Here is a 25,045-nt window from a genome sequence, read left to right on the forward strand (position 1 = left end):
GCAAATCGTGTGCAGTTCAACGAAGAAATGGTCGTCGAAGCTCGTCACCGATCGCGGAATCGCGCGGCGATTGCCGCGCTCATCGTCTCGGGAGCGTCTTCGGACACGAAGTGCTTGGCGTCCGGGAGCTCGACGACCTCCAGGTCGGAGAAGGCCGCGCGAATCTTGGGGATGCAGCGTCGCGGCCGGAAAACGATGTCCCTCATCCCCCATACGGCGAGTGCCGGCCTATCGCCCAGACGGAGCGGGACATCCGCGGCCAACTGCTCGAGGAGTGGTCTCGCCGAGCGGATCTCGCCGGGCATGACCAAGAGTCCATATCGGGCGTCGGGACTCGGTTGCACCCGCCGATAGTGCTCGGCCTCCGCGTTGGTCAAGGTCGGCCCGAACCTGCCGAGCAGTACGCCTTCGACGAGCAGATTCTGTTCGAGGATGCACTGTCGCAACGGACGACTGCTCATGACCGCGCTGAACAATCGATTCGGTAGCAGATCGATCGGCCAGAACGCGGTGTTCGCGAGAACGATCCCGCCCACGCGTTCGGCGCGGGGGACTGCCGCACCGAGTCCGATGGGTCCACCCCAGTCGTGACCCACCAGGACGAAGTCGTCCAAGGAGAGGTGGTCGATCAGCTCGCCGAGGACAACCGTCAGCTCGGCGATGGTGTAGCCGAACCCGTCGGGGCGACTGGACAGCCCGAAGCCGGGGAGGTCCAGGGCGACGCAGCGAAAACGATCGCGCAGCCCGGTCACGATGTGCCGGTAGAGGAAGCTCCAGGTGGGGGAGCCGTGACACATCAGGACAGGTCGCCCGACGCCTTCGTCGATGTAATGAAGCCGTCCGACCGACGATTCGAACCATCGTGACTCGAAGGGATACAGTGTTGGGTCGGGTACGAAATCGATTTCCACTGGCGTCTCCGTCCACCGCGATGCATCGGGCTCTACACATGTAGAGACTACGGGACGATCCGCTACATCTGTAGTATCTCGCGCATGTCTGCGGATTCGACCAGTGGAGGCGGGCGTCGGGATGTCATCGCCGATGCCGGCATCCGAATCATCGCCCGCGACGGTGTCCGCGCACTCACCCATCGGGCTGTCGATCGGGAGGCGCGGTTGCCGCTGGGGTCGACCTCCTACCATGCGAGGACCCGGATCGCGCTGATCGAGCTCATCGTCGACGCACTGGCGGCCCGCACCCGGATCGACACCGAGGCATTGGTGATGACAGATGAAGGGGTCGACCACGACGGACGGGTTCCGGTCGACGAACTGGCCGGATCGCTGTCGGAATTGGTCGACACCCTCGCTGCCAGACACGACGACATGCGCGCCCGTTACGCGCTCATCCTCGAACTCGACGATCTGCCCGCCATTCGCCAAAGGTTGACGGGTCGGTCCGACGTCGAGGACGTGGCACGACTGGTGGCGACGCGTTCGCTCGCCGGTGCCGGCCTGCCGAATTCGGGCGTCGAGGTCGAAGATCTACTCGCGATCACGGATTCACTGGTGTTCTACCGCACCGCCATCAACCCGGCAGTCGACATCCGGCGCATTCTGGACCAGTACCTCCGGGGCGCCATCGTCGGGTGACCTCGCATTCGCAGTCGCCGTCATCGCCGGTTGACGAATGTTGGGCTTCCTTTCCGCGTCCAGTTCGGCCCGACGGGTGGTCAGAGGTCACGGTTGAACGTCGTGTGCATCTCCCAGAACAGGATCTCGGCCTCGGACGTCGCGGTGACACCGACCGCGCCCTCATCGATGGTGCGCAGCGCGTCGCCCTCGACGAGTCGGATGCCGTCGTCCAGCTCGACACCGCCTCGCGCAACGTAGAGATGTCCGTACGGTGCCGGGGGAAGGGCGACCGACTGTCCGGAACCGATCCGGGCCACGTGCAGTGCCGCGAACGGGTTGCCGATCGAGATCGCATCTGTGCCCGCGTGTTCGGGCCTGCCGGAGACCACCGTGACCAGCCCGCCGGTCGCGAGATCGGCGCTGAAGTCGCGTTCGGCGTAGCCGGGTTCACCTCCACCGTGCTCGGGCGCCACCCACATCTGCACGACGCGCAGGTCCCGGTTCTCGCTGCGCCGTGACGCATTCGCCTCGGTATGGGTGATCCCGCGGCCCGCGCTCATCCGCTGCGCGACGCCCGGCGTGATCGTGCCGGTGTTGCCGAACGAATCACGATGAGCGACAGCACCTTCGAGTACCCACGTGATGATTTCGGCATCCCGGTGGAAGTGGGCGTCGAAACCTTCACCGGCGTCGACGCGATCGTCGTTGTGCACCAGCAGGACTCCGTGGGCGTTCGCCGCGAGATCGAAGTTGCCCGTGACGGGGAAGGACTGGCGGGAATCGAGCCACCCGCTCCGGAAGATGTGCCGCTCGGTACCCGGAATGACCTGCCGCGACGGCACGGTCCTGATAGATGGCTCGCTCATCGTGACTCCGATCTGGTCCTCCGGACCCCGCCGGCACAACCGTCACGTCGCCGACCCTATTCCGGTGTGCGATCGTGCCGCGGTCGTCAATCGAGAAGGTTGACCGCGTTGGCCACCACCAGGCTGAGGATGACGATCGACAACAGCGACTGCGACGCCATCGCCAGCTTCGCACGACGCGACAGCGGCATCACGTCGGTGGGGCTGAAGGCAGTCGCGTTGGTCAGGGCCAGATAGAGGTAGTCGAAGAACACGGGACGCCATCCCGGCGGTGCCAGTCGGGGCTCGAGGTGTTGCGGAAAGGCGAGGTCCGGGTATGCGGCCGGACGCAGGTGCCGGTTCACCGGACCGCCGCCGTCGAGCTCCCAGTAGAGGAATGCGAACGCGATGACGGTCTGCAGCCAGACGAGAGCCCCGGCGACCAGCAACTGGTTCGCCGCCGCGGTCTGCGGATCTCCGTGCAGCAGATCCCACACGAGCCGCGCCGCGGCCCACGCCGCACCTGCGGCGATGGCGACGACCAGCCCCACGGAGAGGCTGCGGACCCACCGGCCGGGCCGGTCGATGCGACCGGGGTCGACCACGATCAGTGTCAGCAGGACCAGCCCCTCGATCGCGGGTAGCAGCCAAGCGGTACCGGCGGCGTAACGCGCGGGCAAGAGGAACGGGATCGCCATCGCGACCAGTACGAACGCCGATGCGGTCCAACGCTGCTCAGCTCGGGGCAGGTTCTGCGCGGGAACGTGGTCGTCGTCGTTCATCTGGCGGCCTCCGGTCGGGGGAGCCGACACGTTCCGCCAACATCGTTGACTCAGCGGGCCCGGCCGGTACTGTGTTCTTCATCACATAGGCAGGAAGGGATGTGCCATGATACCGACCGAGATAAAGGAGCTGCATCGGAGTATAGGTGCGCTACGGCATCACATGACCACGCTGCAGACGCAGTACGGCGATGTAGACGCGGTTCGGCGAATGTCCAACGATCTGGATCGGCTGGAGATCGACCTTCACGACTTCGAGCACGCACCGCCACCGCTGCTGCAGACGAAAGTCGGACGAGACCAGGTTATCTATGTGCCTGACTGCAAGTCGGACGAGTCGGCCTGGCTGGGTGCGCAGGACGAAGGGCTGGGCTTTCATTCGCGTGAGCGCACGAAGTGAGCGCCCCCGCGACTGAGCGGGACACAGTCGGGGTCTTCTCTCCGGGCCGCGCGCGAATCCTGGCCCGAACTCTCCGCCAGGACAGGTGGTGGCTGTCGCCGCTGCTGACAGTCGTGGGTCTCGCGGCCTTCGTCATCTACGCGACGATCCGGTCCTTCGTGCGCACCGCCTATTACGCCGCGGACTATCACTACCTCTCGCCGTTCTATTCGCCGTGCCTCAGCGAGTCGTGCGTGCCCGGGGCGAGTCATTTCGGTACCCCCTTCCCCGAACTCCCGATGTGGATTCCGCTGGCATTCCTCTCGCTGCCGTTCCTGCTCGGGTTCCGACTGACCTGCTACTACTACCGCAAGGCCTATTACCGGTCGGTCTGGCTGTCGCCGCCTGCCTGCGCCGTCGCCGAACCCCACAGTCGTTACACCGGCGAGACGCGACTACCGCTCATCATCCAGAATTCGCACCGGTACTTTTTCTACGCGGCCGTGGTCATCTCGGTGATCAACACCTACGACGCGATCGTCGCCTTCCACGGTGAAGGCGGCGGTTTCGGCTTCGGGCTGGGCAACGTGATCCTCGTCGTCAACGTGCTCCTGCTCTGGACCTACACGGTGTCGTGCCACTCGTGTCGCCACGTGACCGGCGGCCGGCTCAAGCACTTCTCGAAACATCCGGTGCGGTACTGGGTCTGGAGTCAGGTGTCCAAGCTCAACACCCGGCACATGCAATTCGCCTGGATCACGCTCGGCACGTTGGTGCTCACCGACTTCTACATCATGCTGGTCGCCAGCAACACCATCTCGGACCTGAGGTTCGTGGGTTGACCGATTGACAACACAACGCCTGTGGTGCAGCCGTTCTCAACGTTGGGAGTCCCGCTAGATGACCGAGCCGGAACGCTACGAGTACGACGTCGTTGTCATCGGTGCGGGGGGTGCCGGCCTGCGAGCGGTCATCGAGGCCCGCGAGCGCGGCTACTCGGTGGCCGTGGTGTGCAAGTCGCTGTTCGGCAAGGCCCACACGGTCATGGCCGAAGGCGGATGTGCCGCCTCGATGGGCAACGCCAACTCGAAAGACAACTGGCAGACACACTTCCAGGACACGATGCGAGGCGGCAAGTTCCTGAACAACTGGCGCATGGCCGAGTTGCACGCCAAAGAGGCCCCGGATCGTGTCTGGGAACTCGAAACCTATGGCGCCCTGTTCGATCGAACCGCGGACGGGCGGATTTCGCAGCGCAACTTCGGCGGCCACACCTATCCTCGACTCGCTCATGTCGGCGACCGCACCGGGCTGGAGCTCATCCGGACGATGCAACAGAAGATCGTCTCGCTGCAGCAGGAGGACTACGCCGCCACCGGTGACTACGAGTCGCGCATCAAGGTGTTCGCCGAATGCACGATCACCGAACTGCTGAAGGACGGCGACGCGATCGCCGGTGCATTCGGGTATTGGCGCGAGTCCGGCCGCTTCATCGTGTTCGAGGCGCCCGCGGTGGTCGTCGCCACCGGCGGGATCGGCAAGTCGTTCAAGGTGACGTCGAATTCGTGGGAATACACCGGCGACGGGCACGCTTTGGCACTGCGAGCCGGCGCGAGCCTGATCAACATGGAGTTCGTCCAGTTCCATCCGACCGGGATGGTGTGGCCGCCCAGCGTCAAGGGCATCCTCGTGACCGAGGGCGTTCGCGGCGACGGTGGAGTTCTCGAGAACACCGAGGGCAAGCGCTTCATGTTCGATTACATCCCACCGGTCTTCAAAGGTCAGTACGCCGAGACCGAAGAGGAGGCCGACGAATGGCTGGCGGACAACGACAGCGCCCGGCGAACACCGGACCTGCTGCCGCGCGATGAGGTCGCGCGGGCGATCAACGAGGAGGTCAAGGCCGGACGCGGCACCGAGCACGGCGGCGTCTACCTCGACATCGCGTCCCGCATGCCCGCTGAGGAGATCATGCGCAGGCTGCCGTCGATGCACCACCAGTTCAAGGAGCTCGCCGACGTCGACATCACCGCCGAACCGATGGAGGTGGGGCCGACCTGTCACTACGTGATGGGCGGGATCGAGGTGGATCCGGACACGGCCGCGTCACGGGTTCCGGGCCTGTTCGCGGCCGGCGAGTGTTCCGGCGGGATGCACGGTTCGAACCGGTTGGGCGGCAACTCGTTGTCGGACCTGCTGGTCTTCGGGCGTCGTGCCGGCCTCGGGGCGGCGGCGTACGTCGAATCGCTGGCGACCCGTCCCGCGGTCTCCGTCGACGACATCGACCGGGCGGCGGCGTCCGTGCTTGCGCCCTTCGATCCGCCGGCCGAGGGCAAACCGGAGAACCCCTACACCCTGCACACCGACCTCCAGCAGGCCATGAACGATCTGGTCGGGATCATCCGGAAAGAGGACGAGATGCAGGAGGCGATCGGCGTGCTCGCGGACCTGCGAAAGCGCCTGGGCGGCATGCAGGTCGAGGGACATCGTCAGTTCAATCCGGGCTGGCATCTCGCAGTCGACCTACGAAACATGCTGCTGGTCTGCGAGTGCGTCGCGAAGGCCGCACTCATGCGCACCGAGAGCCGCGGTGGTCACACCCGCGATGACCATCCGTCCATGGACTCGAACTGGCGCAATGCGCTGCTGGTGTGCACCGCGGACCTCGACGGGGACGACGCCGCGGTGCCGGATGTCAGCGTCGTGCGCACTGAACAGACGCCGATGCGGCCGGACCTCCTGGAGCTGTTCGAGTTCCCCGAGATCGAGAAGTACTACACGGCGGCCGAGATAGCCGGTCATCCCGGCGCCGGTGGCGAGCGAGCCGAGGGGCATTCGGAGGACTGACATGGGATACGACGCAAAGTTCCGGATCTGGCGCGGCGACACCGACGCCGGCGGTCTCGAGGACTACACGGTGACCGTCAACGAGGGCGAGGTGGTGCTGGACATCATCCACCGCCTACAGGCGACGCAGGCTCCGGATCTCGCGGTGCGCTGGAACTGCAAGGCGGGCAAGTGCGGATCGTGTTCGGCGGAGGTGAACGGGCGTCCCAAACTGCTGTGCATGACCAGGATGTCGACGTTCACCGAGGACGAGGTCGTGACGGTGACCCCGATGCGCACGTTCCCGGTGATCCGCGACCTGGTCACCGATGTCTCGTTCAACTACGCCAAAGCCCGTGAAGTGCAATCGTTCACACCGCCACCGGGTCTGGCGCCGGGGGAGTACCGGATGAAGCAGGTCGACGTGCAGCGTTCGCAGGAGTTCCGCAAGTGCATCGAGTGCTTCCTGTGCCAGGACACCTGCCATGTCGTGCGCGATCACGAGGACAACAAACAGAACTTCTCCGGGCCGCGTTTCCTGATGCGCGTCGCCGAACTCGACATGCACCCCCTGGACGTGGCCGAACGCCGCGACTCGGCGCGCACCGAGCACGGACTGGGCCTCTGCAACATCACCAAGTGCTGTACCGACGTCTGTCCCGAGCAGATCAAGATCACCGACAACGCGTTGATCCCCATGAAGGAGCGAGTTGTCGACCGCACCTACGACCCGCTGGTGTGGTTGGGCAACAAGCTCTTCCGACGTTAACGGACCCATACGCAGTATCGTCTTCGACGAACTCCCGTTCCCCGGTGCGCGGCGCGCGCGGGCCACCCGCTCGAGGCCAGATGTCGCACAACGTTGCGCCCAAAGTAACGACTCACTACATCTACAGGGGTGACCGCACCGCCGTCATCGACGGTGCGCTCCGCCTCACCTACGCCGACCTGTATCGGCGGGTCGGGCACGTCACCGCCGCGCTGGAGGCGCTCGGCGTCAGGCCGGGTGACCGCGTGGCCGCCCTGTGTGCGAACAGTGCGGTGATGCTCGAACTGCACAGCGCCGTGCCCGCGCACGGTTCGGTGCTGGTGCCGCTCAACATCCGGCTCTCCGAGCCCGAGCTCGTCTACATCCTGGAGCACAGCGGTGCGACGCTCCTTGTCGCGACCGTCGAGTTCGCCGACCGTGCACGGGCGGTCGCCGAATCGGTGGGGATCCGGGTCGTCGTGGGCGGTTCAGCGGACGGCGCGGACGAGTACGAGTCGCTGCTCGCGCAGGCCGGGGCGCCGGTTCGGCGGGAGACCGACGAGCGGGGGTTGCTGGCGATCAACTACACCTCGGGGACGACGGGCCGTCCGAAGGGCGTGATGTACCACCACCGCGGCGCGTACCTGCAGTCCTTGGCGATGGCGTACCACTCCGGTCTCGGACCGGGCTCGACATACCTGTGGACCCTACCCATGTTCCATTGCGACGGTTGGTGTTTCACCTGGGCCGTCATCGCCGCGGGTGGTACGAACCTCTGCCTGCGCAGCATCGACACCGGACGGATCTGGCGCCACCTCACCGAGGACGGGGTGACTCACTTCAGCGCGGCTCCCACGGTGCTCACCATGATCGCGGAGGACCCGTCCGCGGCACGGCTCGACCGCGTCGTCCGGGCTGCGACGGGAGGTGCACCGCCATCTCCCGCGCTGCTCTCGCGGATGGCCGGGCTCGGCATCGAGATCACCCATCTTTACGGGATGACCGAGACGTTCGGCCCGATCGTCGTGAACGAGTGGCAGCCTCAGTGGGACGACGCCACGGACGACGAACGCGCCGTACGCAAGGCACGGCAGGGGATCGGGAACATCGTGGCAGGGCGGGTTCGGGTGGTGTCCGACGAGGGACGAGATGTCCCGTCCGACGGCGAGACCATCGGTGAATTGGTGGTCCGCGGCAACAACGTGATGCTCGGCTACTACCGCGACCCTGAGGCGACGGCTGCGGCCACCGTCGACGGCTGGTTGCGAACCGGTGATCTCGCGGTCATGCACGCCGACGGGTACGTCGAGATCCGGGACCGCAGCAAGGACGTCATCATCTCCGGCGGTGAGAACATCGCGTCGGTCGAGGTGGAGCGGGTGCTCGACAGCCATCCCGATGTCGTCGAGTCGGCGGTGGTCGGCCGTACCGACGAAGAACGTGCTCCGCAGTCAGGGCTGACGACGCCGCCACGATAGTGCCAACGGTGACTGTTACGCTCACCGTTGACACTGTCAATCGTGGATAGGTACGCACACCATGACCGAACGGTCCTCCTGGGAAGACGACGATCTCACCGCGCTGCGGGATCTCGCACGTAGCTTCTGTGAGAAGGAGATCCAGCCGAACACCGAGAAGTTCATCGAGCAGCACCACGTCGACCGCGACCTGTGGAACAAAGCCGGTGACCTCGGCCTGCTCTGCATGTCGATTCCCGAAGAGTACGGCGGCGGCGGTGGCACCTTCGCGCACGAGGCCGTGCTCATCGAGGAGCAGGCGCGCGTCGCCGACAGCTCGTGGGGCGTCAGCCTGCACAACGGCATCGTCGCGCACTACATCCTCGAGTACGGCTCGGAGGAGCAGAAGAAGACCTGGTTGCCCAAGATGGCCAGTGGCGAGGCGGTGGGCGCCATCGCGATGACCGAACCGGGTACCGGGTCGGATCTGCAGAACGTGAAGACGAAGGCGATCAAGCAGGGCGACGAGTACGTCATCGACGGCTCCAAGACCTTCATCACCAACGGTGGTCAGGCCGACATCATCATCGTCGTCGCGAAGACCGACGTCTCCGAGGGAGCCAAGGGCATCTCGCTCATCCTGGTCGAGGCCGAGCGCGAAGGTTTCCGACGCGGCCGGGTACTCGACAAGATCGGCCAGCGAGGGCAGGACACCTCGGAGCTGTTCTTCGATGGTGTGCGCGTCCCCACCTCGAACCTCCTCGGCCCCGAAGAAGGCCAGGGCTTCGTCCAGCTGATGATGCAGCTCCCGCAGGAACGGCTGATCATCGCGCTGGCCTCGGTGGCCGGCATGGAGAAGGCCGTCTCCGAGACCATCGCCTACACCAAGGACCGCACGGCATTCGGCCGGCCGATCTTCAGCTTTCAGAACACGAAGTTCAAACTCGCCGAGGCGGCGACCGAGGCACGGATCGCGCGCGTGTTCGTCGATGACTGCATCAACAAGCACATCAAGGGCGAGCTCGACATCCCGACCGTCGCCATGGCGAAGTGGTGGACCAGTGACCGGGCCATGGTGGTCGCCGACGAGTGCCTGCAGCTGTTCGGCGGGTACGGCTACATGAACGAGTACCCGATCGCGCGTCTGTGGGCCGACAACCGCGTCCAGAAGATCTACGCGGGCACCAACGAGATCATGAAGGAGATCATCGCCCGGACGTTGTGACGCCACCTCTCGTACGGCAGAGACGGCCCCGGTGATCTGATCACCGGGGCCGTCGCTCACCCGTCCGGTTTCCGGTTCGTTCCGAATGTCTGGGGACCGGGGCATTGTGACCAAACCGATGATTCGTCAGCGAGACGAACGGATATACGGGGAGTTGGGGTCGGCCGGTTGTCCGCGAGGGGAGTCGATACACACGATGACAGCACACCACCAGGTCGCTCGACCACAGCGAAGTGCGTATGACGTCGAGTGACACCGTGCTGGTGGACGGGCGGACCCGACACTACGGCGAGTTCTACGGCGTCACCGAGGCGCAGATGAACGATGACGAGCGGCTGCTCGTCGTCTGGGGAAACTGCCAGGCCGAAGCGCTGCGGATCGTGCTGTCCAGCTCCCCGGACCTTCCGTTCCGCACCATTCGAGTCCCACCGGTCCACGAACTCGAGTCCACCGACATCGCTGATGTCGAACGCCTCGTCCGCCGGGCCGCGGTCATCGTCTCTCAGCCGGTACGTGCCCGATACCGGGGGCTCCCGATCGGTGGACCCGACCTCGCGGAGATGGCGCCGGCCGCGACCGTGGTGGTGTGGCCGGTCATCCGCTACGGCGGGTTGTTCCCGTTTCAGGTCATCGCCCGACATCCCGCGCAACCGTCCGCGGTACCCGCTGCTGTTCCCTACCACGATCTCCGGACCGTCCTGGCGGTCAGAGCCGGCCGGACCCGCTTCGACGAATGGGATGTCGAGGTCTCCGCCGACCGCTTCCGGGAGGCCGCACAGTGGAGTGTGGCCCAGCTCGAGGTCCGCGAGCGGCGGCACTGCGACGTCGGGATCTCCGACATCCTGCTCGACGTCGGGGCCGACGCCGCACATACGATCAACCATCCCGGCAACCGGGTACTACTGACCCTCGGCGGTCGGATTCTCGAGGCGCTCGGGGCGTCGGCGCCGGTCCCACCGTCACGCGACCTGCTCGGCAACATCCGGGCGCCGCTGGAACGACGGGTGATCGACGCGCTCGGTATCCAGGCGACCCCGCGTGCGTCCTGGGACGTCGACGGTGCGGTGCTGACCGAGGAAGAGGTGCACCGCAGTCAGATGCAGTGGTACGCAGAGCATCCCGAGTTCATCGACGCCGTGCTGGACCGGTACGGCGATCTCATCGAGATCCTGGGAATGTCATGACGAGCCCAGTGGGGCACCTCCTCGTCGGACCCCGCTCGCACGGTGTGGTGCGGTATGCCCAGTCTGTCTTCGACGCGGTGACGGCCCAGGGTGGCGATCATCGACTCGTACACGTCCGCACGCGCTGTGCCGGCGTGTCCTCGGTTCTGGCCGAGTGCGCACACGTGCACATGCACGTGACCGACCGTCTGTTCGGACACACCCCGTTGCGAGCGCGCGACAACCTGCTCGCCATGATTGCGGGGCTCCGACGCCCGGTCTCGGTGACGTTGCACGATCTGCCGCAGCCCTCGGATGGACGGGCGATGCCGGCCCGGATCGAGTTCTTCCGGGCGGTGGCCCGATCCGCCGCGGGCGTGATCGTGTCCAGCCGACACGAGGCGTCGCTCTTCGCCGAGTATGTCGACGCGTCGATCGAGGTGGAGGTCGTGCCGCTGATGTTCGACGCCGTCCGTGCCCACAAGCCCTCGGACACAGACGAGTTGACCGTTGGTGTGCTCGGCTACCTGTATCCGGGGAAGGGTCACATCGAGACGCTCCGAGCGATGGCCGGTCTCGATCCGTCGGTCGGCTTCGTGGCGCTCGGCACTCCGTCGCCCGGCCACGACGATCTCGCCGACGATCTCGCGAAGCTCGCCGCGGACACGGGGAGGCGATGCACGATCACCGGCTACCTGACCGACGACGAACTCCGCCGGGCGTCTGCCGACGTCACGGTTCCGGTCGCATACCACCGGCACATGTCGGCATCCGGTTCGATCAATTCCTGGATCTCGGCCGGACGTCGTCCACTGGTTCCGCGGACCGCCTACACCGAGGAACTCGCCGCTCGGTCGCCGGGCGTGCTCACGATGCACGACAACAACGACGCGGCGCTTCGGGCCGCCATCGAGAAGGCGTTCGCGCATCCGGAATCCATGTGGATCGATGCGGCGGTGTCGCCGTCGCCGACCGTCGCCGATGTCGGTCGGAGTCACGAGCTGTTGCTGCGGCGGTGGAGTGCGTGACGATCGTCGGACTCGACGATGGCCGGACCATCGTGCCCGACAATCGCTGGGACCTGGTCGGGAGTACTTCGTCGAGACCCGTGGTGAGCGTCGTGATCCCGTACTACGAGCAGCCACACCAACTCTCATTGGTCCTCGAGGCGTTGACGGCGCAGACCTATCCGCCGGATCGACTGGAGGTGGTGGTCGCCGACGACGGATCGAGAGTTCCCCCGGATGTGAGCGCGTGGACCTCCCGGTTGACCATCACCGTGGTCAGGCAGGAGGACAAGGGATTTCGAGCCGCCGCCGCCCGCAACCTGGGTGTCGCGGCGTCGAACGGCTCGGTGCTGTGTTTCCTCGACGCGGATACGGTTCCGACCGCCGGCTACGTCTCGCACATGGTCCGACTGCCCGCCGCGGCGCCCGACGTACTCGTGGTCGGCCGACGTAAGCACGGGGACCTGAGCCAGGTCGAGCCGCGCTCGGTGGTCGAATGGCTGTCCACGCAGCGGCATCTCGAGGCTGCGCACGACCACGAACCCGAGTGGCTGGTCGACGCCTATGACCGCACATCCAACCTCCTGCTCCCGGGCTGGGACGGCTACAAGTACATGATCAGCGCGGTGATGAGCTGCAGCCGGGAGCTGTTCGACGACGTGGGAGGATTCGACCCTTCGTTCGTCCAGTACGGGGGAGAGGACTGGGAATTCGCGAACCGGGCTTTCATGATGGGTGCGGTGTTCGCTCACGAACCCGACGCCGTCGCCTGGCACGACGGACCCGACTGGGCAGAACGCGCTGTATCCGAACGGGTCTCGGCGAAGAATGTCGAAGCGTTGGCCCTCGCCCCGCTCGTCACCGACCCGGCGGCCAGGTCCGCCGAACTGGTGTACGCGATCCCGGACGTCGTGGTGCTGGTGTCGACGGCGGGCCACTCGGCGGCGTCGCTGATGCTCACCGTCGGCGGGGCGCTGCGCGGAACGGATGCCGCCGTCTGGCTCGCCGGCGCACACGCCGACGAATTGCTCGCACAACTGGGCGTGCGCGATTCGCGCTTCCGGGTCGGCGGTCCGGACGCATCGACGTTGTCGCGGTGCAGGTTCGTTCTGGAGGTCGACGGGCCCGTGATCTTCGCCGGTGACTCGCTCGCGCTGCTGACGGCCCACGTCGCGCCGGGGGAGTGCGGCCGGGTGACGGTGGAGTTCGACGGGTCCCCAGCGGCGTTGGTGACGCTTACATCGTCACGCGCCCGGCACCGGTCCCGACGCTGGTCGGAGCGCACCGACCTGGGCACGGACGAACTCCTCGACCGGCTGTTCGGTGTTCGGACGGTGCACCAGAGCGATGTCGGGATCGCGGTAGGCGACGACGAACCGTCGTTGTCCTGGTGAGCGAGAGTCGGACGTCGGACCGGCGTCGCGAATCGGTACGAGATGGCAGCGGGCCGATTACGGCTGTGCCTGGTGCCCCCGGTCAGACTCGAACTGACACTGGACGGGTTTTGAATCCGTTGCCTCTGCCAATTGGGCTACGGGGGCCAGTGCGCGGGTTGCCCGCGCCGGGAACCAACTCTAGATGATCGGCCGAGCGGCCTGCCAACCGGTACTCTGCGTGCACACAGACGTGGCGTCAGCGACGTGGAGGAGGGGATGGTGACGGTGACCGACAGTGCGACGACCGCAGCCGGTGAGACCACGACAACACACCGCGTGCTGGTGGCCGAGGACGATTCGCTGATCCGGATGGATCTGACCGAGATGCTGCGTGAAGAGGGCTACGACGTCGTCGGCGAGGCGCCGAACGGGCAGGTCGCCGTGGAGTTGACCGAGTCGCTGGCCCCCGACCTCGTGATCATGGACATCAAGATGCCCGTGCGCGACGGTATCGATGCCGCGACCGAGATCGCCGAGAAGCGCCTCGCCCCGGTCGTCATGCTGACCGCGTTCAGCCAACGCGACTTCATCGACAAGGCGCGCGACGCCGGTGCCATGGCCTACCTCGTCAAGCCGTTCACGAAGGCCGATCTGGTGCCGGCCATCGAGGTGGCGGTGAGTCGCTACCAGGAGCTCAAACAGCTCGAGCGTGAGGTCGCGACCATGAACGAGCGGCTGGAGACCCGCAAGCTCGTGGAGCGGGCCAAGGGCCTGCTGATGGAGAAGCAGGCTCTGTCCGAACCAGAGGCCTTCAAATGGATACAGCGCGCGGCCATGGACCGCCGGACCACCATGAAAGCCGTTGCGCAGGTTGTCGTCGAGACGCTCGGCAGCGACTGACCCAGAACCCCTCGACGACGCAATGCCTCTGCGCGCAAACCAGTTTCACTGTCTTTACGCAGCCGCAACAAGATCGCGCTAGCTTTTCTCCTGCGAGGCGCGGTTCGCCCTACGGCGATGCGCCGCCTTCGTGACAAACGCCGAACGCACCGGCCGACCGCCGAACGCAGAGGCCAGACGCAAGGAGAGCATCGATGTCCGTACGCTTTTTGAGGAGCGGGGCAGTGGTCGTGACCGCGGCGGCGACGCTGGTGGTCGCGGGCTGTAGCAGCTCAGATTCGGGTTCCGACGGCGGTTCCGAGGCGTCGTCGAGTGCCGCCGTCGAGTCCACCCCCGCACCTCCGGGCCTCGGCCTCGCACAGAAGCTGGCGTGCAACCCGCCCAAGGCTGTCCCCGGCCCGGCGAGCACGGCCGCACTCAAGGTCGGCACCCTGCTTCCGGCGACCGGGTCGCTGGCCTTCCTCGGACCGCCCATGGAGGCGGGCGTGGAGCTCGCGATCAAGGACATCAATGCCGCCGGCGGGGTCCTCGACCAACCCGTCGAGCTCGTCACCGGTGACTCCGGAGACACCACGACAGACACGGCCAACGCCACCGTCGACCGCGAACTCAGCGCCGGAACGCAGGTGATCATCGGTGCCGCGTCGTCCTCGGTGTCGTTGAAGGTGATCGACAAGGTCGCCAACGCGGGTGCGGTCATGTTCTCGCCCGCCAACACCTCCGACGAATTCACCTGCTACGAGGACAAGGGGCAGTACTTCCGCACCGCACCGGCGGATACCCTCCAGGCGCAGGCGCTCTCGCAGACGATGGCCGAAGACGGCGTGCAGCGCGTGTCGATCCTCGCGCTCAACGACCCGTACGGAACCGGACTGGCCGACAACACCGTTCGCGACCTCGAGGCCGCGGGTGTCCCGGCCGACCAGATCCAGAAGATCATCTACGACCCGAACGCCCAGTCGTTCAACGCCGAGGTCGATCAGGTGAAGAACTTCAACCCGGACGGCATCGCGGTCATCGGTTTCGAGGAGAGCGCCAAGATCATCACCCGTATGCACGAGGTGGGCATCGGCCCGAGCGACGGAAAGCTCGTCTACGGTGTCGACGGCAACATGGGCAACGCCCTCGGTGAGGCCGTCGGTCCGGGCCTGCTCGCAGGCATGAAGGGCACCACGCCGCTCACCCAGACCAGCGGTGACTTCCAGGCGGCCCTGAAGGAGGTCGACGGCGATCTCATCGACTTCAACTACTCGGGTGAGAGTTACGACGCCACGGTGCTGAGTGCACTCGCGGCCACCGCGGCCAAGTCGACCGACGGCCGCGCGATCGCGGCAAACATCATCGGGGTGACCAACGGCGAGGAGAACTGCGACTCCTACCAGGCCTGCCTGGACCTGCTGAACGGTGGCAAGACGATCGCCTACGTCGGCAAGACCGGCAACCTGGCGTTCAACGCAGCCGGTGAGCCGAGCGTCGGCTCGTACGGTGTGTTGGAGTTCGACGACGCCAACAAGCTGCTCACCCCGACGCGCAAGTACGTCTCGGTCGCGGCGCAGTAAGACCCGCACACGACGAGACCCCCGGCTTCGGCCGGGGGTCTCGTCGTCGGTGCGGTCGGCGAAAGAAGTGCCGTCGGGACGGCCCTATGGCCTCAGTTCTTCTCGGAGCTGCCCGCGAGCGTGCCGAGGTAGAGCTCGATGATCTTGGGGTCGGTGGCCAGGTTGCGGCCGGTGTCCGTATAGGCGTTGCGGCCCTGGTCGAGGACATACCCGCGGTCGCAGATCTGCAGGCACCGCCGGGCGTTCTGCTCGACCATGATGATCGAGACGCCGGTGGCGTTGATCGCCTTGCAGCGGATGAACACCTCGTCCTGGAACATCGGGGACAGGCCGGCCGACGGCTCGTCGAGCAGCAGTACCGCCGGGTCCATCATCAGCGCACGGCCCATCGCGACCATCTGCCGTTCGCCGCCGGACAGCGCACCCGCCTTGATCTTTCGCCGTTCCGAGAGCAGCGGGAAGAGTTCGGACACGAAGTCGAACCGCTTGGCGAAGGTCTTGGGCCGCAGATAGACGCCCATCTCGAGATTCTCCTCGATCGTCAACGCGGGGAACACATTCTGTGTCTGCGGGACGTAACCGACACCTTTGTTGACGAGAACGTGGGCCTTGGCCGAGGTGATGTCGTCGCCACGGAGGGTCACCGAACCCTTGCGCACCGGGATCAGTCCGAACAGGGTCTTCAACAGCGTCGACTTCCCGGCACCGTTGGGACCGATGATCCCGACGATCTCCCCGTCACCGAGGTAGAAGTTGCATTCCTCGAGGATGTTGATGCCGGGCAGGTAGCCGGCGGTGATGTCGTCGGCCCGCATCAGAGCGTCGCCGGCCAGCTTGCGGTGCTCCTCGGCGGTGGCCGCGAGTTGCGCGGGCGTCAGCTGTCCGGGACCGGGGTCGGTGCTCATCGTCCGTCCTTCTTCGTGTCCGGGGTCGTGGGGGGCAGTTCGGTGACCTCCGAGAGATCCCCGCCGTCCTCCAGCGTCGCCTCGATGGCCGCCTCGACCTTCTCCGCGAGTACGGCGGTGGCGCCCACCGGCCGGCCCTGATCGTCGAACTCCAGGGCCTGGTCGTGATGCCCGCCGAGGTACGCGTCCACGACGGCGTCGTTGTCGCCCAAGCGATCCGGGAGCGACTCGGCGATGATCTGACCCTGGGCCATCACGACCACCCAGTCGCTGATGTCGCGGATGACGTCCATGTCGTGTTCGACGAAGACGATTGTGACGCCTTCGTCCCGCAGCGACTTGATGTGTTCGAGCAGACTCTGGGTGAGGGCCGGGTTGACGCCCGCCATGGGCTCGTCGAGCATCACGATCTCGGGGTCGGTCATCAGGGCGCGCGCCATTTCCAGCAGCTTGCGCTGCCCGCCCGACAGGGACCCGGCGAAGTCGTCGGCCTTGGCGTCGAGTTTGAAGCGCCGGAGCAACTCGTGTGCGCGTTCGGTGACCTCGGCCTCCTGCCTGCGCCACGCCCAGGGCGCGAGTGCGGCAAGGAAGTGCTCGCCCCGCTGCCCGGTCGCGCCGAGCCGGACATTGTCCAGCACAGTCAGTTTCGCGAGCGCCTTGGTGAGCTGGAAGGTGCGCACCATACCGCGGCGGGCCACCTGATGCGGAACCATCCGGCCCAGGGAGTCGCCGTTGAGCGACCACATGCCGGAGTCGGGCTTGTCGAAGCCGGTGATCAGGTTGAAGAAGGTGGTCTTGCCCGCGCCGTTGGGTCCGATGAGGCCGGTGATGGCGCCGCGCTGCACCTCGAGATGATCGACCTGCACCGCCTTGATGCCGCCGAAAGTGCGGGAGATGTTGTCCACCACGATGATCGGATCGGGCTTGGGCGAACCCGACTCGGCGGCCACGCCGGCGAACAGCTGGGCACGCTCCGCGGCCGAGAACGTGGTGAGGTCCCGGCGCGTCGCCCGGATGGCCGCAGTACCCGTGTAGGTGGGGTCGTCAGGCATCGAGCTGCACCTCCCTCTTGTTCCCGAGCAGGCCCTGCGGTCTGAACACCATCATCAGGATGATCGCCAGACCGAGCAGAACGTAACGGAATGCGCCGACCTGCTGCGCGGACAGATTCAACAGCGGGTCGTCGCCGGACGTGGCCTGCCGCAGCAGTGCGTCGGGCACGGCGAGGAGGAACCAGAACAACATCGCACCGAGCACCGGACCGAACACCGTCGCCGCCCCGCCGAGGATCAGCGCGCCGTAGGCGAAGAAGGTCTGTGCGGTCGAGTAGAAGTCGGGATTGATCGACTGCGTCGCAAAGGCATTGAAGACACCCGCGAGGCCGCCGATGCAACCGCCGAGTACCAGGGCCTGCATCTTGTAGAAGTAGGCGTTCTTACCCAGCGAGCGGGCGGCGTCCTCGTCCTCGCGCACCGCCTTGAGGACGCGGCCCCACGGACTGCGGACCAGCAGATACACCATCACACACAGCAGGCCGACGACGATCCAGCCGACCACCATCGACCACAGGTCGCCGCCGAGGAACTTGACCCCGAGGAACGAGTACTGCTTGCCGTTGTCGAACGGGCTGATGGAGAAGAAGCTGCCCGCGTATCCGTAGATGCCGTTGGTGGACCGGGTGAATTCGTCGGTCGACGTCGAACGGAAGACCAGGCGCAGGATCTCCGATGCGGCGATGGTGACGATCGCCAGATAGTCCGCGCGCAGGCGCAGGGTCGGCAGGCCGAGCACCACGGCCAGCATCCCGGCCGCGGCGATGCCGATGATGGCGCCGAGCCACAACGGCTGGTCGTAGTTCACCGCCATGATGCCGACGCCGTATCCGCCGAGCAGTGCGAAGGCGATCTGGCCGAAGTTGAGCAGGCCGGCGTAGCCGAAGTGCAGGTTCAGGCCGATGGCCAGCAGGGCGTAGAAGATCGCCGACGGGCCGATCAGCTGGGCGATCGCTATCTGGAGCGCTGAGATGATGTCCATGGGTCAGCCGATCCTCGCTCGAGATCCGAGAATGCCCTGGGGCCGGATGGTCAGGATGATGATCAGGATCAGCAGCCCGCCGATGTATTTCAGGTCCGGACTGAGGATGTAGGTCGACAACTGGACCAGCAGACCGACGATGACACACCCGAGCAGTGCGCCGTAGGCCGTGCCGAGGCCGCCGAGTGTGATGCCGGCGAACATCAGCAGGAGCAGTTTGAAGCCCATCTCCCACTGCACCCGGCCGCCGAGCTCGGAGAGCGCGAACATCACGCCGCCGAGCGTCGCCAGACCGCCGGCCAGGGCCCACACGAACAAGATGACCCGGTCGACGTCGATACCCGACGACTCGGCGAGATCCTTGTTGTCGGCGACCGCTCGCATGGCCTTGCCGATCCTGGTGCGCTGCAACAGCAGTGCGACGCCGAGCAGGACCACGATGCTGATGATGATGCAGGCCAGGTTGACCGGTGTGATCGCGAACGGACCCGAACCGATCTGGGTCTGTGCCTGATAGTCGTCGAACGGTTCGGCGCGATCGGAGAAGAAGATCAGGATCAGGTAGCGAAGCACCAGCGACAGGCCGATCGACACGACGAGCATGGCGATCAGCCCGGTTCGTCGTCTTCGCAACGGTCTCCACAGACCGAGCTCGTTGAGGATGCCGATACCGATACCGACGATCACCGCCAGGATCGTCGCCGGGATCAGCTGGACGCCGAGCTTGACGTTGATCACCCATGCGATCACCGCGCCGAGCGTCACCAACTCGCCGTGCGCGAAGTTCGTCAGCCCGGTCGTGCCGAAGATGAGGCTGAGACCGACGCCGGTGATCGCGATGATCAAGCCGAACCGTATGCCGTCGATGGCCAGCCGTGTCAGCTCGGAGACTGCCGACACCTCGGTGCCGGTGCGGACATCGCCGAAGGAGAAGATGACCGGTCGCGCGGTGCCACCGCTGACGTCGACGGGCAGCTCCGCCTTCTGGACCTCGACGCCGTCGGGGAGTGAGTCGGTGTTGATGACGATCGTGTACTGGCCGGGTGGCACGTTGATGGACCACGCACCCGTGGCCGACGAGGTCGCGGTGCCGACAACGGTTCCGGACGCGTCCTTGGCCTCGAGTTCGACGCCGGCGACCTTGTCCGTACCGTTGCGCAGCACGCCGAAGACGCGGACCGAGTCGCCGGGCGCGGCCGCGGCCGGGGAGGCGCCGAACAGCCCTAACAGCATCGACGCGGCGAGAAACACCAGCATCGCGATCGCCGACCGGCGCATCGGTGGAAGGTGGCCAGACGGATGGCTCTCGTGATCGGGACGGTCGTCGAGAGCACATCGTGGCGGCGTCTGCGGCGTGGTGCCGGCGCGTTGCGATGTCACCCTGCGGGACATTAGCGCCAGCGTCGTCACCACGTGGCGACAACGACGTTTCCCGGAGGTAACTTCTCGCGGGTGCGGCCACGTCGGGAAGTCGCGATGTGCTGTCGGAGACCCGATCCGGGTCGTACGCTGGTCCGATGGTCCCGGTCAGCGTGTCCACCACCTCAGACGTCGAACTCGCCGCATCGCTCCTGGCGCAGGCCTTCGCCGACGACCCGGTGACGGTCTGGATGCAGCCCGACACGGCGCGGCACCTCATCATGTTCCGCACCCTGCTCAAGTACAGCCACGGCCCGAATTCGACGCTCGATCTCGCGATGCGTGACGGGCAACCGGTCGGTGCCGCCGCCTGGGATCCCCCGGGCCACAAGGTCTCGGCCCTGTCGCAGATGGTGTCGATGGTCGGCTTCTTCCGGGCGATGGGCTCGCGGATGAGCCGCGGGATGAAGCTCGAGGAGGAGTTCGGCAAACGACGTCCCAAGGAGCCGCACTGGTACCTCGGTCAGATCGGGGCGCCGGTGCACGGGATAGGAGTGGGCACCTCCCTGCTGGGGCACCGACTCGAGCAGATCGACGGGCCCGCCTATCTCGAGTGCTCGAACGTCCGCAACGTGCCCCTCTACGAGCGATTCGGGTTCGGCGTGACCGAGGAGTTCGAACTGCCGCTCGACGGCCCCAAGGTGTGGTCCATGTACCGGCCCCTCCCGTGAGAGGCCGAGTGTGAGGAGTCCGGCAGGCTGTGTCAGGGGCGGTCACTAGACTCGGCGATTGTGAGTCCAGCGCAGAGTTCCCCGGCAACGACCCCAGCCAAGGCCACCGGATCGACGGGCAAGGCGGCACCCGGAGCCAAGGGCAAGACCAAGCAGCCGGTGTTGATGCTGCTCGACGGGCACTCCCTGGCGTACCGGGCGTTCTTCGCGCTCCCGGCGGAGAACTTCAAAACCCATTCGGGCCAGACGACCAACGCCGTCTACGGCTTCACCTCGATGCTGATCAACCTGCTGCGCGACGAGGAGCCCACGCACATCGCCGCGGCCTTCGACGTCTCACGCAAGACGTTCCGGTCGGAGATGTATCCCGAGTACAAGGCGCAGCGGTCCAAATCCCCGGACGAGTTCAACGGCCAGGTCGATCTCACCAAAGAGGTTCTGGACGCGCTGGGTGTCTCGGTGCTGGCCATCGAGGGTTACGAGGCCGACGACATCATCGCGACCCTGGCGACGCGGGCCCGGGAGGACGGATACAAGGTCCTGATCGTCACCGGCGACCGCGACTCGCTGCAGCTCGTCGACGCCTCCACCACGGTGCTCTATCCGCGCAAAGGTGTCTCGGACCTCACGCGGTTCACGCCCGAGGAGGTCGAGAAGAAGTACGGTCTCACCCCCACCCAGTACCCCGATTACGCCGCGCTGCGCGGCGACCCCAGCGACAACCTGCCGGGTATCCCCGGAGTCGGGGAGAAGACCGCCTCGAAGTGGATCCGCGAGTACGGGTCGCTCGCGGCCCTCGTCGATCACGTCGACGAGGTCAAGGGCAAGGTCGGCGACGCATTACGCGCTCATCTGGCGTCGGTACAGACCAACCGACAGCTCACCGAACTCGTCCGGGACATGCAGCTGCCGACGTCCCCCGACGACCTGGCCATGGTCGGGTGGGACCGGGACCGTATCCACCAGCTGTTCGACGACCTGGAATTCCGGGTGTTGCGGGACCGTCTCTTCTCGACGTTGAGTTCGGTCGAACCCGAGGCGGAAGCAGGTTTCGATCTCGACGGCGCGGTCCTGGGTGCCGGTGAGGTCGCCGGATGGCTGACCGAGCATGCGCGCACCGGTCGCGTCGGTCTCGCCGTCACCGCCCCGCATGTCGTGGTCGGGGCGGACCCGACCGGGGTGGCGATCGCGGCCGCCGATGGGACCTCCGCCTATGTCGATGTGACCGCGCTGAATCCCGAAGACGAGGCGGCACTGGGGGATTGGTTCGCCGACCCGTCCGCGCCGAAGGCGGTTCACGAGGCGAAGTGGGCCGTACACGCGCTGCGCTCACGCGGCTGGAAGCTCGACGGTGTCACCAGCGACACCTCGCTCGCGGCCTACCTGGTCCGACCGGGACAACGGACGTTCAACCTCGACGACCTCGCGCTGCGCTACCTGCGTCGTGAACTGCGCGCCGACGGCGGCCCGGGCGACGGCCAGATGTCGTTGCTCGACGACGATTCGGACGGGCGGGTGGCCGAACAGCACATGCTCGAGGCGCGGGCGGTCCAGGAACTCGCCGACACGCTCGACACGGAACTGGACCGGATCGACTCCAAACCGCTGCTCACCGAGATGGAACTGCCGCTGTCGTTCGTGCTCGCCGATGCCGAGGCCGCGGGCATCGCCGTCGACGTCGACCATTTCGGTGCCCTCGAGCGGATGTTCGCCGACCGGATCCGCGCCGCGGCCGAGGCGGCCTACGAGGTCATCGGAGAACAGATCAACCTCGGTTCGCCGAAGCAGTTGCAGACCATTCTCTTCGACAAGCTGGACATGCCGAAGACGAAGAAGACCAAGACCGGCTACACCACCGACGCCGACGCGTTGCAGTCGTTGTACGAGAAGACCGAGCATCCCTTTCTCGCACACCTCCTCGAGCACCGCGACGCGACGCGGCTGAAGGTCACTGTCGACGGGCTGCTGAAGTCGGTCGCGGACGACGGACGTATTCACACGACGTTCAATCAGACGATCGCCGCGACGGGACGCCTCTCGTCCACCGAACCGAATCTGCAGAACATCCCGGTGCGTACCGAGGCGGGCCGCGAGATCAGGCGGGGCTTCATCGTCGGCGCCGACACCGCGACCGGTGTGCCCTACGACTGCCTCATGACCGCCGACTACAGCCAGATCGAGATGCGGATCATGGCACACCTGTCGGAGGACGCCGGCCTCATCGAGGCCTTCAACACCGGGGAAGACCTCCACAACTTCGTCGGGTCACGGGCCTTCGGGGTGCCGATCGACGAGGTCACCACCGAGATGCGTCACCGGGTGAAGGCCATGTCGTACGGACTCGCGTACGGGCTCAGCGCATTCGGGCTCGCCGCCCAGCTCAAGATCAGCCGCGACGAGGCCAAGGAGCAGATGGAGGCGTACTTCGCGCGGTTCGGCGGGGTGCGCGATTATCTGCACGACGTGGTTGCCGAGGCCCGTCGAAACGAGTACACCGCAACACTGTTCGGTCGCCGGCGGTATCTGCCCGATCTGAACAGCGACAACTGGCAGCGCCGGCAGTCCGCCGAACGGATGGCGCTCAACGCTCCCATCCAGGGCACCGCCGCCGACATCATCAAGGTCGCGATGATCAACGTCCACAAGCGCCTCGCAGCTGAAGGGCTCACGTCGCGAACACTTCTCCAGGTCCACGACGAACTCGTGATCGAGGTCGCCTCGGGTGAGCGGGAGGCCGTCGAAGCCGTTGTCCGGGAGGAGATGGGCAATGCCATCACCTTGTCCGTCCCGCTGGAGGTGTCGGTCGGGTTCGGACGCTCCTGGGACGACGCAGCTCACTGATGGGTGACCGGGACAGAGAGTTCGGAGTCCTCGTCGGGGACGGGATCGGACCCGAGATCGTGCCGGCGGCGGTGACGATCGCCGAGGCTGCCGCTCGTGCGGAATCGATCGAGATCAGTTGGCAGCACTTACCTTTCGGGCTGTCTGCGATCACCTCGCACGGCGATCCGGTGCCGGCGGAGACGCTGACGGCCCTCGACGAGCTCGGCTTCTGGATCGTCGGCCCCCACGACTCGGCGGCGTACCCGCCGGGTCATGGGGACCGCACGCCGGGAGCGGTCCTGCGAACCCGGTACGACCTGTTCGCCAATCTCCGTCCCGCCCGGGCATTTCCGGGTGTTCCGGCGCTCCGGCCGGACATGGACGTCCTGGTCGTGCGGGAGAATTCCGAGGGCTTCTACGCCGATCGCAACATGGCGGTCGGCAGCGGCGAATTCATGCCGACACCCGACGTGGCACTGGCGGTCGGGCTCGTCACACGCGCGGCGTCGGAGCGAATCGCGCGAGTCGCATGCGCCGCCGCGATCGAGCGTGCGGGTTCCGACCGGCAGCCGCGGTTGACCATCGTGCACAAGGCGAACGTCCTGCGCATGACCACCGGCCTGTTCCGGGATGCATGCCGCGACATCGCCGCCGGGTTCCCCGAGATCGAGGTGTCCGAGCAACACGTCGATGCCATGGCGGCCCTGCTGGTTCGGCGTCCCGCGGACTTCGACGTCCTCGTCACCGAGAACCTCTTCGGCGACGTGCTGTCCGACCTCGCCGGCGAGCTCGCCGGTTCGCTGGGCATCGCCGGTTCGGTCAACAGCTCGGAGTCCCGCGTGATGGCGCAGGCGTCGCACGGTGCCGCACCCGACATCGCCGGGCGCGGCATCGCGAACCCGGTCGCGATGATCGCCTCGGTGGCCATGGGTTTCCAGAGGTACGGGCAGATGACCGACGACGCGGCCCTCGTCGCGGCCGGTGCCCGGATCGACTCGGCGGTTGCCGAGACGCTCGCGCACACCGCGACCCGCGACCTGGGGGGCGAGGCGACCACCGCCGAGTTCGCGGACGCGGTGGTCCGGCGGATCGTCGAGGGGTGAGCTCTGCGAGCGGACTACGAAAAAATTCGTTGTGCTCGGAGCGGGTCCGATTACTGCTCCCTGAGGGGGCCGGAGCTTGCGGAGGCCGTCACGAAGGGTCTTGGTGAGATGCGTCGCCAACCCTAATGGGGGTGGATCGGCGTCCTGCAGGGGATGCTGGTTTGTGTGAGCCTTCCCGGCCGGTGACCACTCCGAGACCCTGAAACGGTGTCGGATTTCTACACGAAGACCGTGGCCCGGCCGGGT

22 protein-coding genes and 1 tRNA gene are annotated in these 25,045 nt (G+C 66.2%); 15 read left to right on the forward strand and 8 right to left on the reverse strand.

What is annotated here, in order from left to right; genetic code table 11:
* Window positions 1-44: 44 nt before the first annotated feature.
* The gene (locus JW364_RS03655; protein ID WP_068972543.1) at window positions 45-911 is read right to left on the reverse strand and encodes an alpha/beta fold hydrolase; all 867 of its coding nucleotides are present in this window, start codon (window positions 909-911) and stop codon (window positions 45-47) included.
* A gap of 84 nt (window positions 912-995) precedes the next feature.
* Here JW364_RS03655 and JW364_RS03660 point away from each other — a divergent pair, with 84 nt between their 5' ends.
* Complete coding sequence (locus tag JW364_RS03660) at window positions 996-1,595, forward strand: TetR/AcrR family transcriptional regulator (RefSeq protein WP_068972542.1); 600 nt, start codon at window positions 996-998, stop codon at window positions 1,593-1,595.
* Window positions 1,596-1,675: 80 nt separating this feature from the next.
* Here JW364_RS03660 and JW364_RS03665 read toward each other — a convergent pair whose 3' ends face one another.
* Together JW364_RS03665 and JW364_RS03670 are read right to left on the reverse strand one after the other, a co-directional pair.
* Entirely contained in the window at window positions 1,676-2,443 is a 768-nt protein-coding gene (locus JW364_RS03665) for a pirin family protein (protein WP_068972548.1), read from the reverse strand.
* A gap of 86 nt (window positions 2,444-2,529) precedes the next feature.
* Complete coding sequence (locus JW364_RS03670; RefSeq protein WP_065632374.1) at window positions 2,530-3,204, reverse strand: DUF1345 domain-containing protein; 675 nt, start codon at window positions 3,202-3,204, stop codon at window positions 2,530-2,532.
* A gap of 106 nt (window positions 3,205-3,310) precedes the next feature.
* On the opposite strand from JW364_RS03670, the gene JW364_RS03675 reads away from it, so the two are divergent.
* The 9 genes from JW364_RS03675 to JW364_RS03715 all read left to right on the forward strand — a co-directional run bounded on the left by JW364_RS03675 (window position 3,311) and on the right by JW364_RS03715 (window position 13,403).
* Entirely contained in the window at window positions 3,311-3,604 is a 294-nt protein-coding gene (locus tag JW364_RS03675) for a hypothetical protein (protein ID WP_065632375.1), read from the forward strand.
* Window positions 3,601-4,425 (forward strand): hypothetical protein, encoded by an 825-nt coding sequence (locus JW364_RS03680; RefSeq protein ID WP_068972541.1) that lies wholly within the window; start codon window positions 3,601-3,603, stop codon window positions 4,423-4,425. Before JW364_RS03675 ends, JW364_RS03680 begins: the two co-directional genes overlap by 4 nt.
* Before the next feature lie 58 nt (window positions 4,426-4,483).
* A complete protein-coding gene (locus JW364_RS03685) occupies window positions 4,484-6,430 on the forward strand; it encodes a fumarate reductase/succinate dehydrogenase flavoprotein subunit (protein WP_068972540.1) in 1,947 nt (648 codons plus the stop codon).
* A gap of 1 nt (window position 6,431) precedes the next feature.
* Window positions 6,432-7,178 (forward strand): succinate dehydrogenase/fumarate reductase iron-sulfur subunit, encoded by a 747-nt coding sequence (locus tag JW364_RS03690; protein WP_065632377.1) that lies wholly within the window; start codon window positions 6,432-6,434, stop codon window positions 7,176-7,178.
* 80 nt (window positions 7,179-7,258) lie between these two features.
* Complete coding sequence (locus tag JW364_RS03695; protein ID WP_083229510.1) at window positions 7,259-8,635, forward strand: AMP-binding protein; 1,377 nt, start codon at window positions 7,259-7,261, stop codon at window positions 8,633-8,635.
* A gap of 61 nt (window positions 8,636-8,696) precedes the next feature.
* A complete protein-coding gene (locus JW364_RS03700; protein WP_065632378.1) occupies window positions 8,697-9,839 on the forward strand; it encodes an acyl-CoA dehydrogenase family protein in 1,143 nt (380 codons plus the stop codon).
* A gap of 239 nt (window positions 9,840-10,078) precedes the next feature.
* On the forward strand, window positions 10,079-11,023 hold the full coding sequence (locus JW364_RS03705) for a WcbI family polysaccharide biosynthesis putative acetyltransferase (RefSeq protein WP_068972539.1): 945 nt from the start codon (window positions 10,079-10,081) through the stop codon (window positions 11,021-11,023).
* Complete coding sequence (locus JW364_RS03710) at window positions 11,020-12,030, forward strand: hypothetical protein (RefSeq protein WP_068972538.1); 1,011 nt, start codon at window positions 11,020-11,022, stop codon at window positions 12,028-12,030. The genes JW364_RS03705 and JW364_RS03710 overlap by 4 nt, the downstream gene beginning before the upstream one ends.
* Entirely contained in the window at window positions 12,027-13,403 is a 1,377-nt protein-coding gene (locus tag JW364_RS03715; protein ID WP_068972547.1) for a glycosyltransferase, read from the forward strand. Before JW364_RS03710 ends, JW364_RS03715 begins: the two co-directional genes overlap by 4 nt.
* Before the next feature lie 70 nt (window positions 13,404-13,473).
* On the opposite strand, the gene JW364_RS03720 is transcribed toward JW364_RS03715, so the two are convergent.
* A tRNA-Leu gene (locus JW364_RS03720) sits at window positions 13,474-13,550 on the reverse strand.
* Between the two features lie 111 nt (window positions 13,551-13,661).
* On the opposite strand from JW364_RS03720, the gene JW364_RS03725 reads away from it, so the two are divergent.
* Window positions 13,662-14,285: an ANTAR domain-containing response regulator gene (locus tag JW364_RS03725; RefSeq protein WP_068972546.1), complete on the forward strand. Its 624-nt coding sequence runs from the start codon at window positions 13,662-13,664 to the stop codon at window positions 14,283-14,285.
* A 194-nt stretch (window positions 14,286-14,479) separates the two neighbouring features.
* Complete coding sequence (locus JW364_RS03730) at window positions 14,480-15,844, forward strand: ABC transporter substrate-binding protein (RefSeq protein ID WP_078113181.1); 1,365 nt, start codon at window positions 14,480-14,482, stop codon at window positions 15,842-15,844.
* Window positions 15,845-15,936: 92 nt separating this feature from the next.
* Here the strand turns inward: JW364_RS03730 and JW364_RS03735 are convergent, their stop codons facing one another.
* From JW364_RS03735 to JW364_RS03750, 4 genes are read right to left on the reverse strand one after another with little or no spacing between them, the layout of a single operon-like run.
* Complete coding sequence (locus tag JW364_RS03735; protein WP_068972536.1) at window positions 15,937-16,749, reverse strand: ABC transporter ATP-binding protein; 813 nt, start codon at window positions 16,747-16,749, stop codon at window positions 15,937-15,939.
* Window positions 16,746-17,801 (reverse strand): ABC transporter ATP-binding protein, encoded by a 1,056-nt coding sequence (locus tag JW364_RS03740; RefSeq protein WP_165629947.1) that lies wholly within the window; start codon window positions 17,799-17,801, stop codon window positions 16,746-16,748. Before JW364_RS03740 ends, JW364_RS03735 begins: the two co-directional genes overlap by 4 nt.
* A complete protein-coding gene (locus tag JW364_RS03745; RefSeq protein WP_165629948.1) occupies window positions 17,794-18,783 on the reverse strand; it encodes a branched-chain amino acid ABC transporter permease in 990 nt (329 codons plus the stop codon). Before JW364_RS03745 ends, JW364_RS03740 begins: the two co-directional genes overlap by 8 nt.
* A 3-nt stretch (window positions 18,784-18,786) precedes the next feature.
* Window positions 18,787-20,040, reverse strand: a complete 1,254-nt coding sequence (locus JW364_RS03750) for a branched-chain amino acid ABC transporter permease (protein ID WP_068972545.1) — start codon at window positions 20,038-20,040, stop codon at window positions 18,787-18,789.
* A 260-nt stretch (window positions 20,041-20,300) separates the two neighbouring features.
* Between JW364_RS03750 and JW364_RS03755 the strand changes: the two genes are divergently transcribed.
* Genes JW364_RS03755 through JW364_RS03765 form a run of 3 tightly spaced genes read left to right on the forward strand, consistent with a single transcriptional unit; the run spans window position 20,301 to window position 24,799 of the window.
* Complete coding sequence (locus JW364_RS03755; protein ID WP_068972544.1) at window positions 20,301-20,873, forward strand: GNAT family N-acetyltransferase; 573 nt, start codon at window positions 20,301-20,303, stop codon at window positions 20,871-20,873.
* A 60-nt stretch (window positions 20,874-20,933) separates the two neighbouring features.
* On the forward strand, window positions 20,934-23,714 hold the full coding sequence (gene polA / locus JW364_RS03760) for a DNA polymerase I (protein ID WP_137808539.1): 2,781 nt from the start codon (window positions 20,934-20,936) through the stop codon (window positions 23,712-23,714).
* Window positions 23,714-24,799, forward strand: coding sequence for an isocitrate/isopropylmalate dehydrogenase family protein (locus JW364_RS03765; protein WP_205332978.1), 1,086 nt, complete (start codon window positions 23,714-23,716; stop codon window positions 24,797-24,799). Before polA ends, JW364_RS03765 begins: the two co-directional genes overlap by 1 nt.
* Window positions 24,800-25,045: the final 246 nt, after the last annotated feature.

Source organism: Gordonia sp. BP-119, assembly GCF_016924115.1.
In the GTDB taxonomy this organism is placed as follows: Bacteria; Actinomycetota; Actinomycetes; order Mycobacteriales; family Mycobacteriaceae; genus Gordonia; species Gordonia hongkongensis.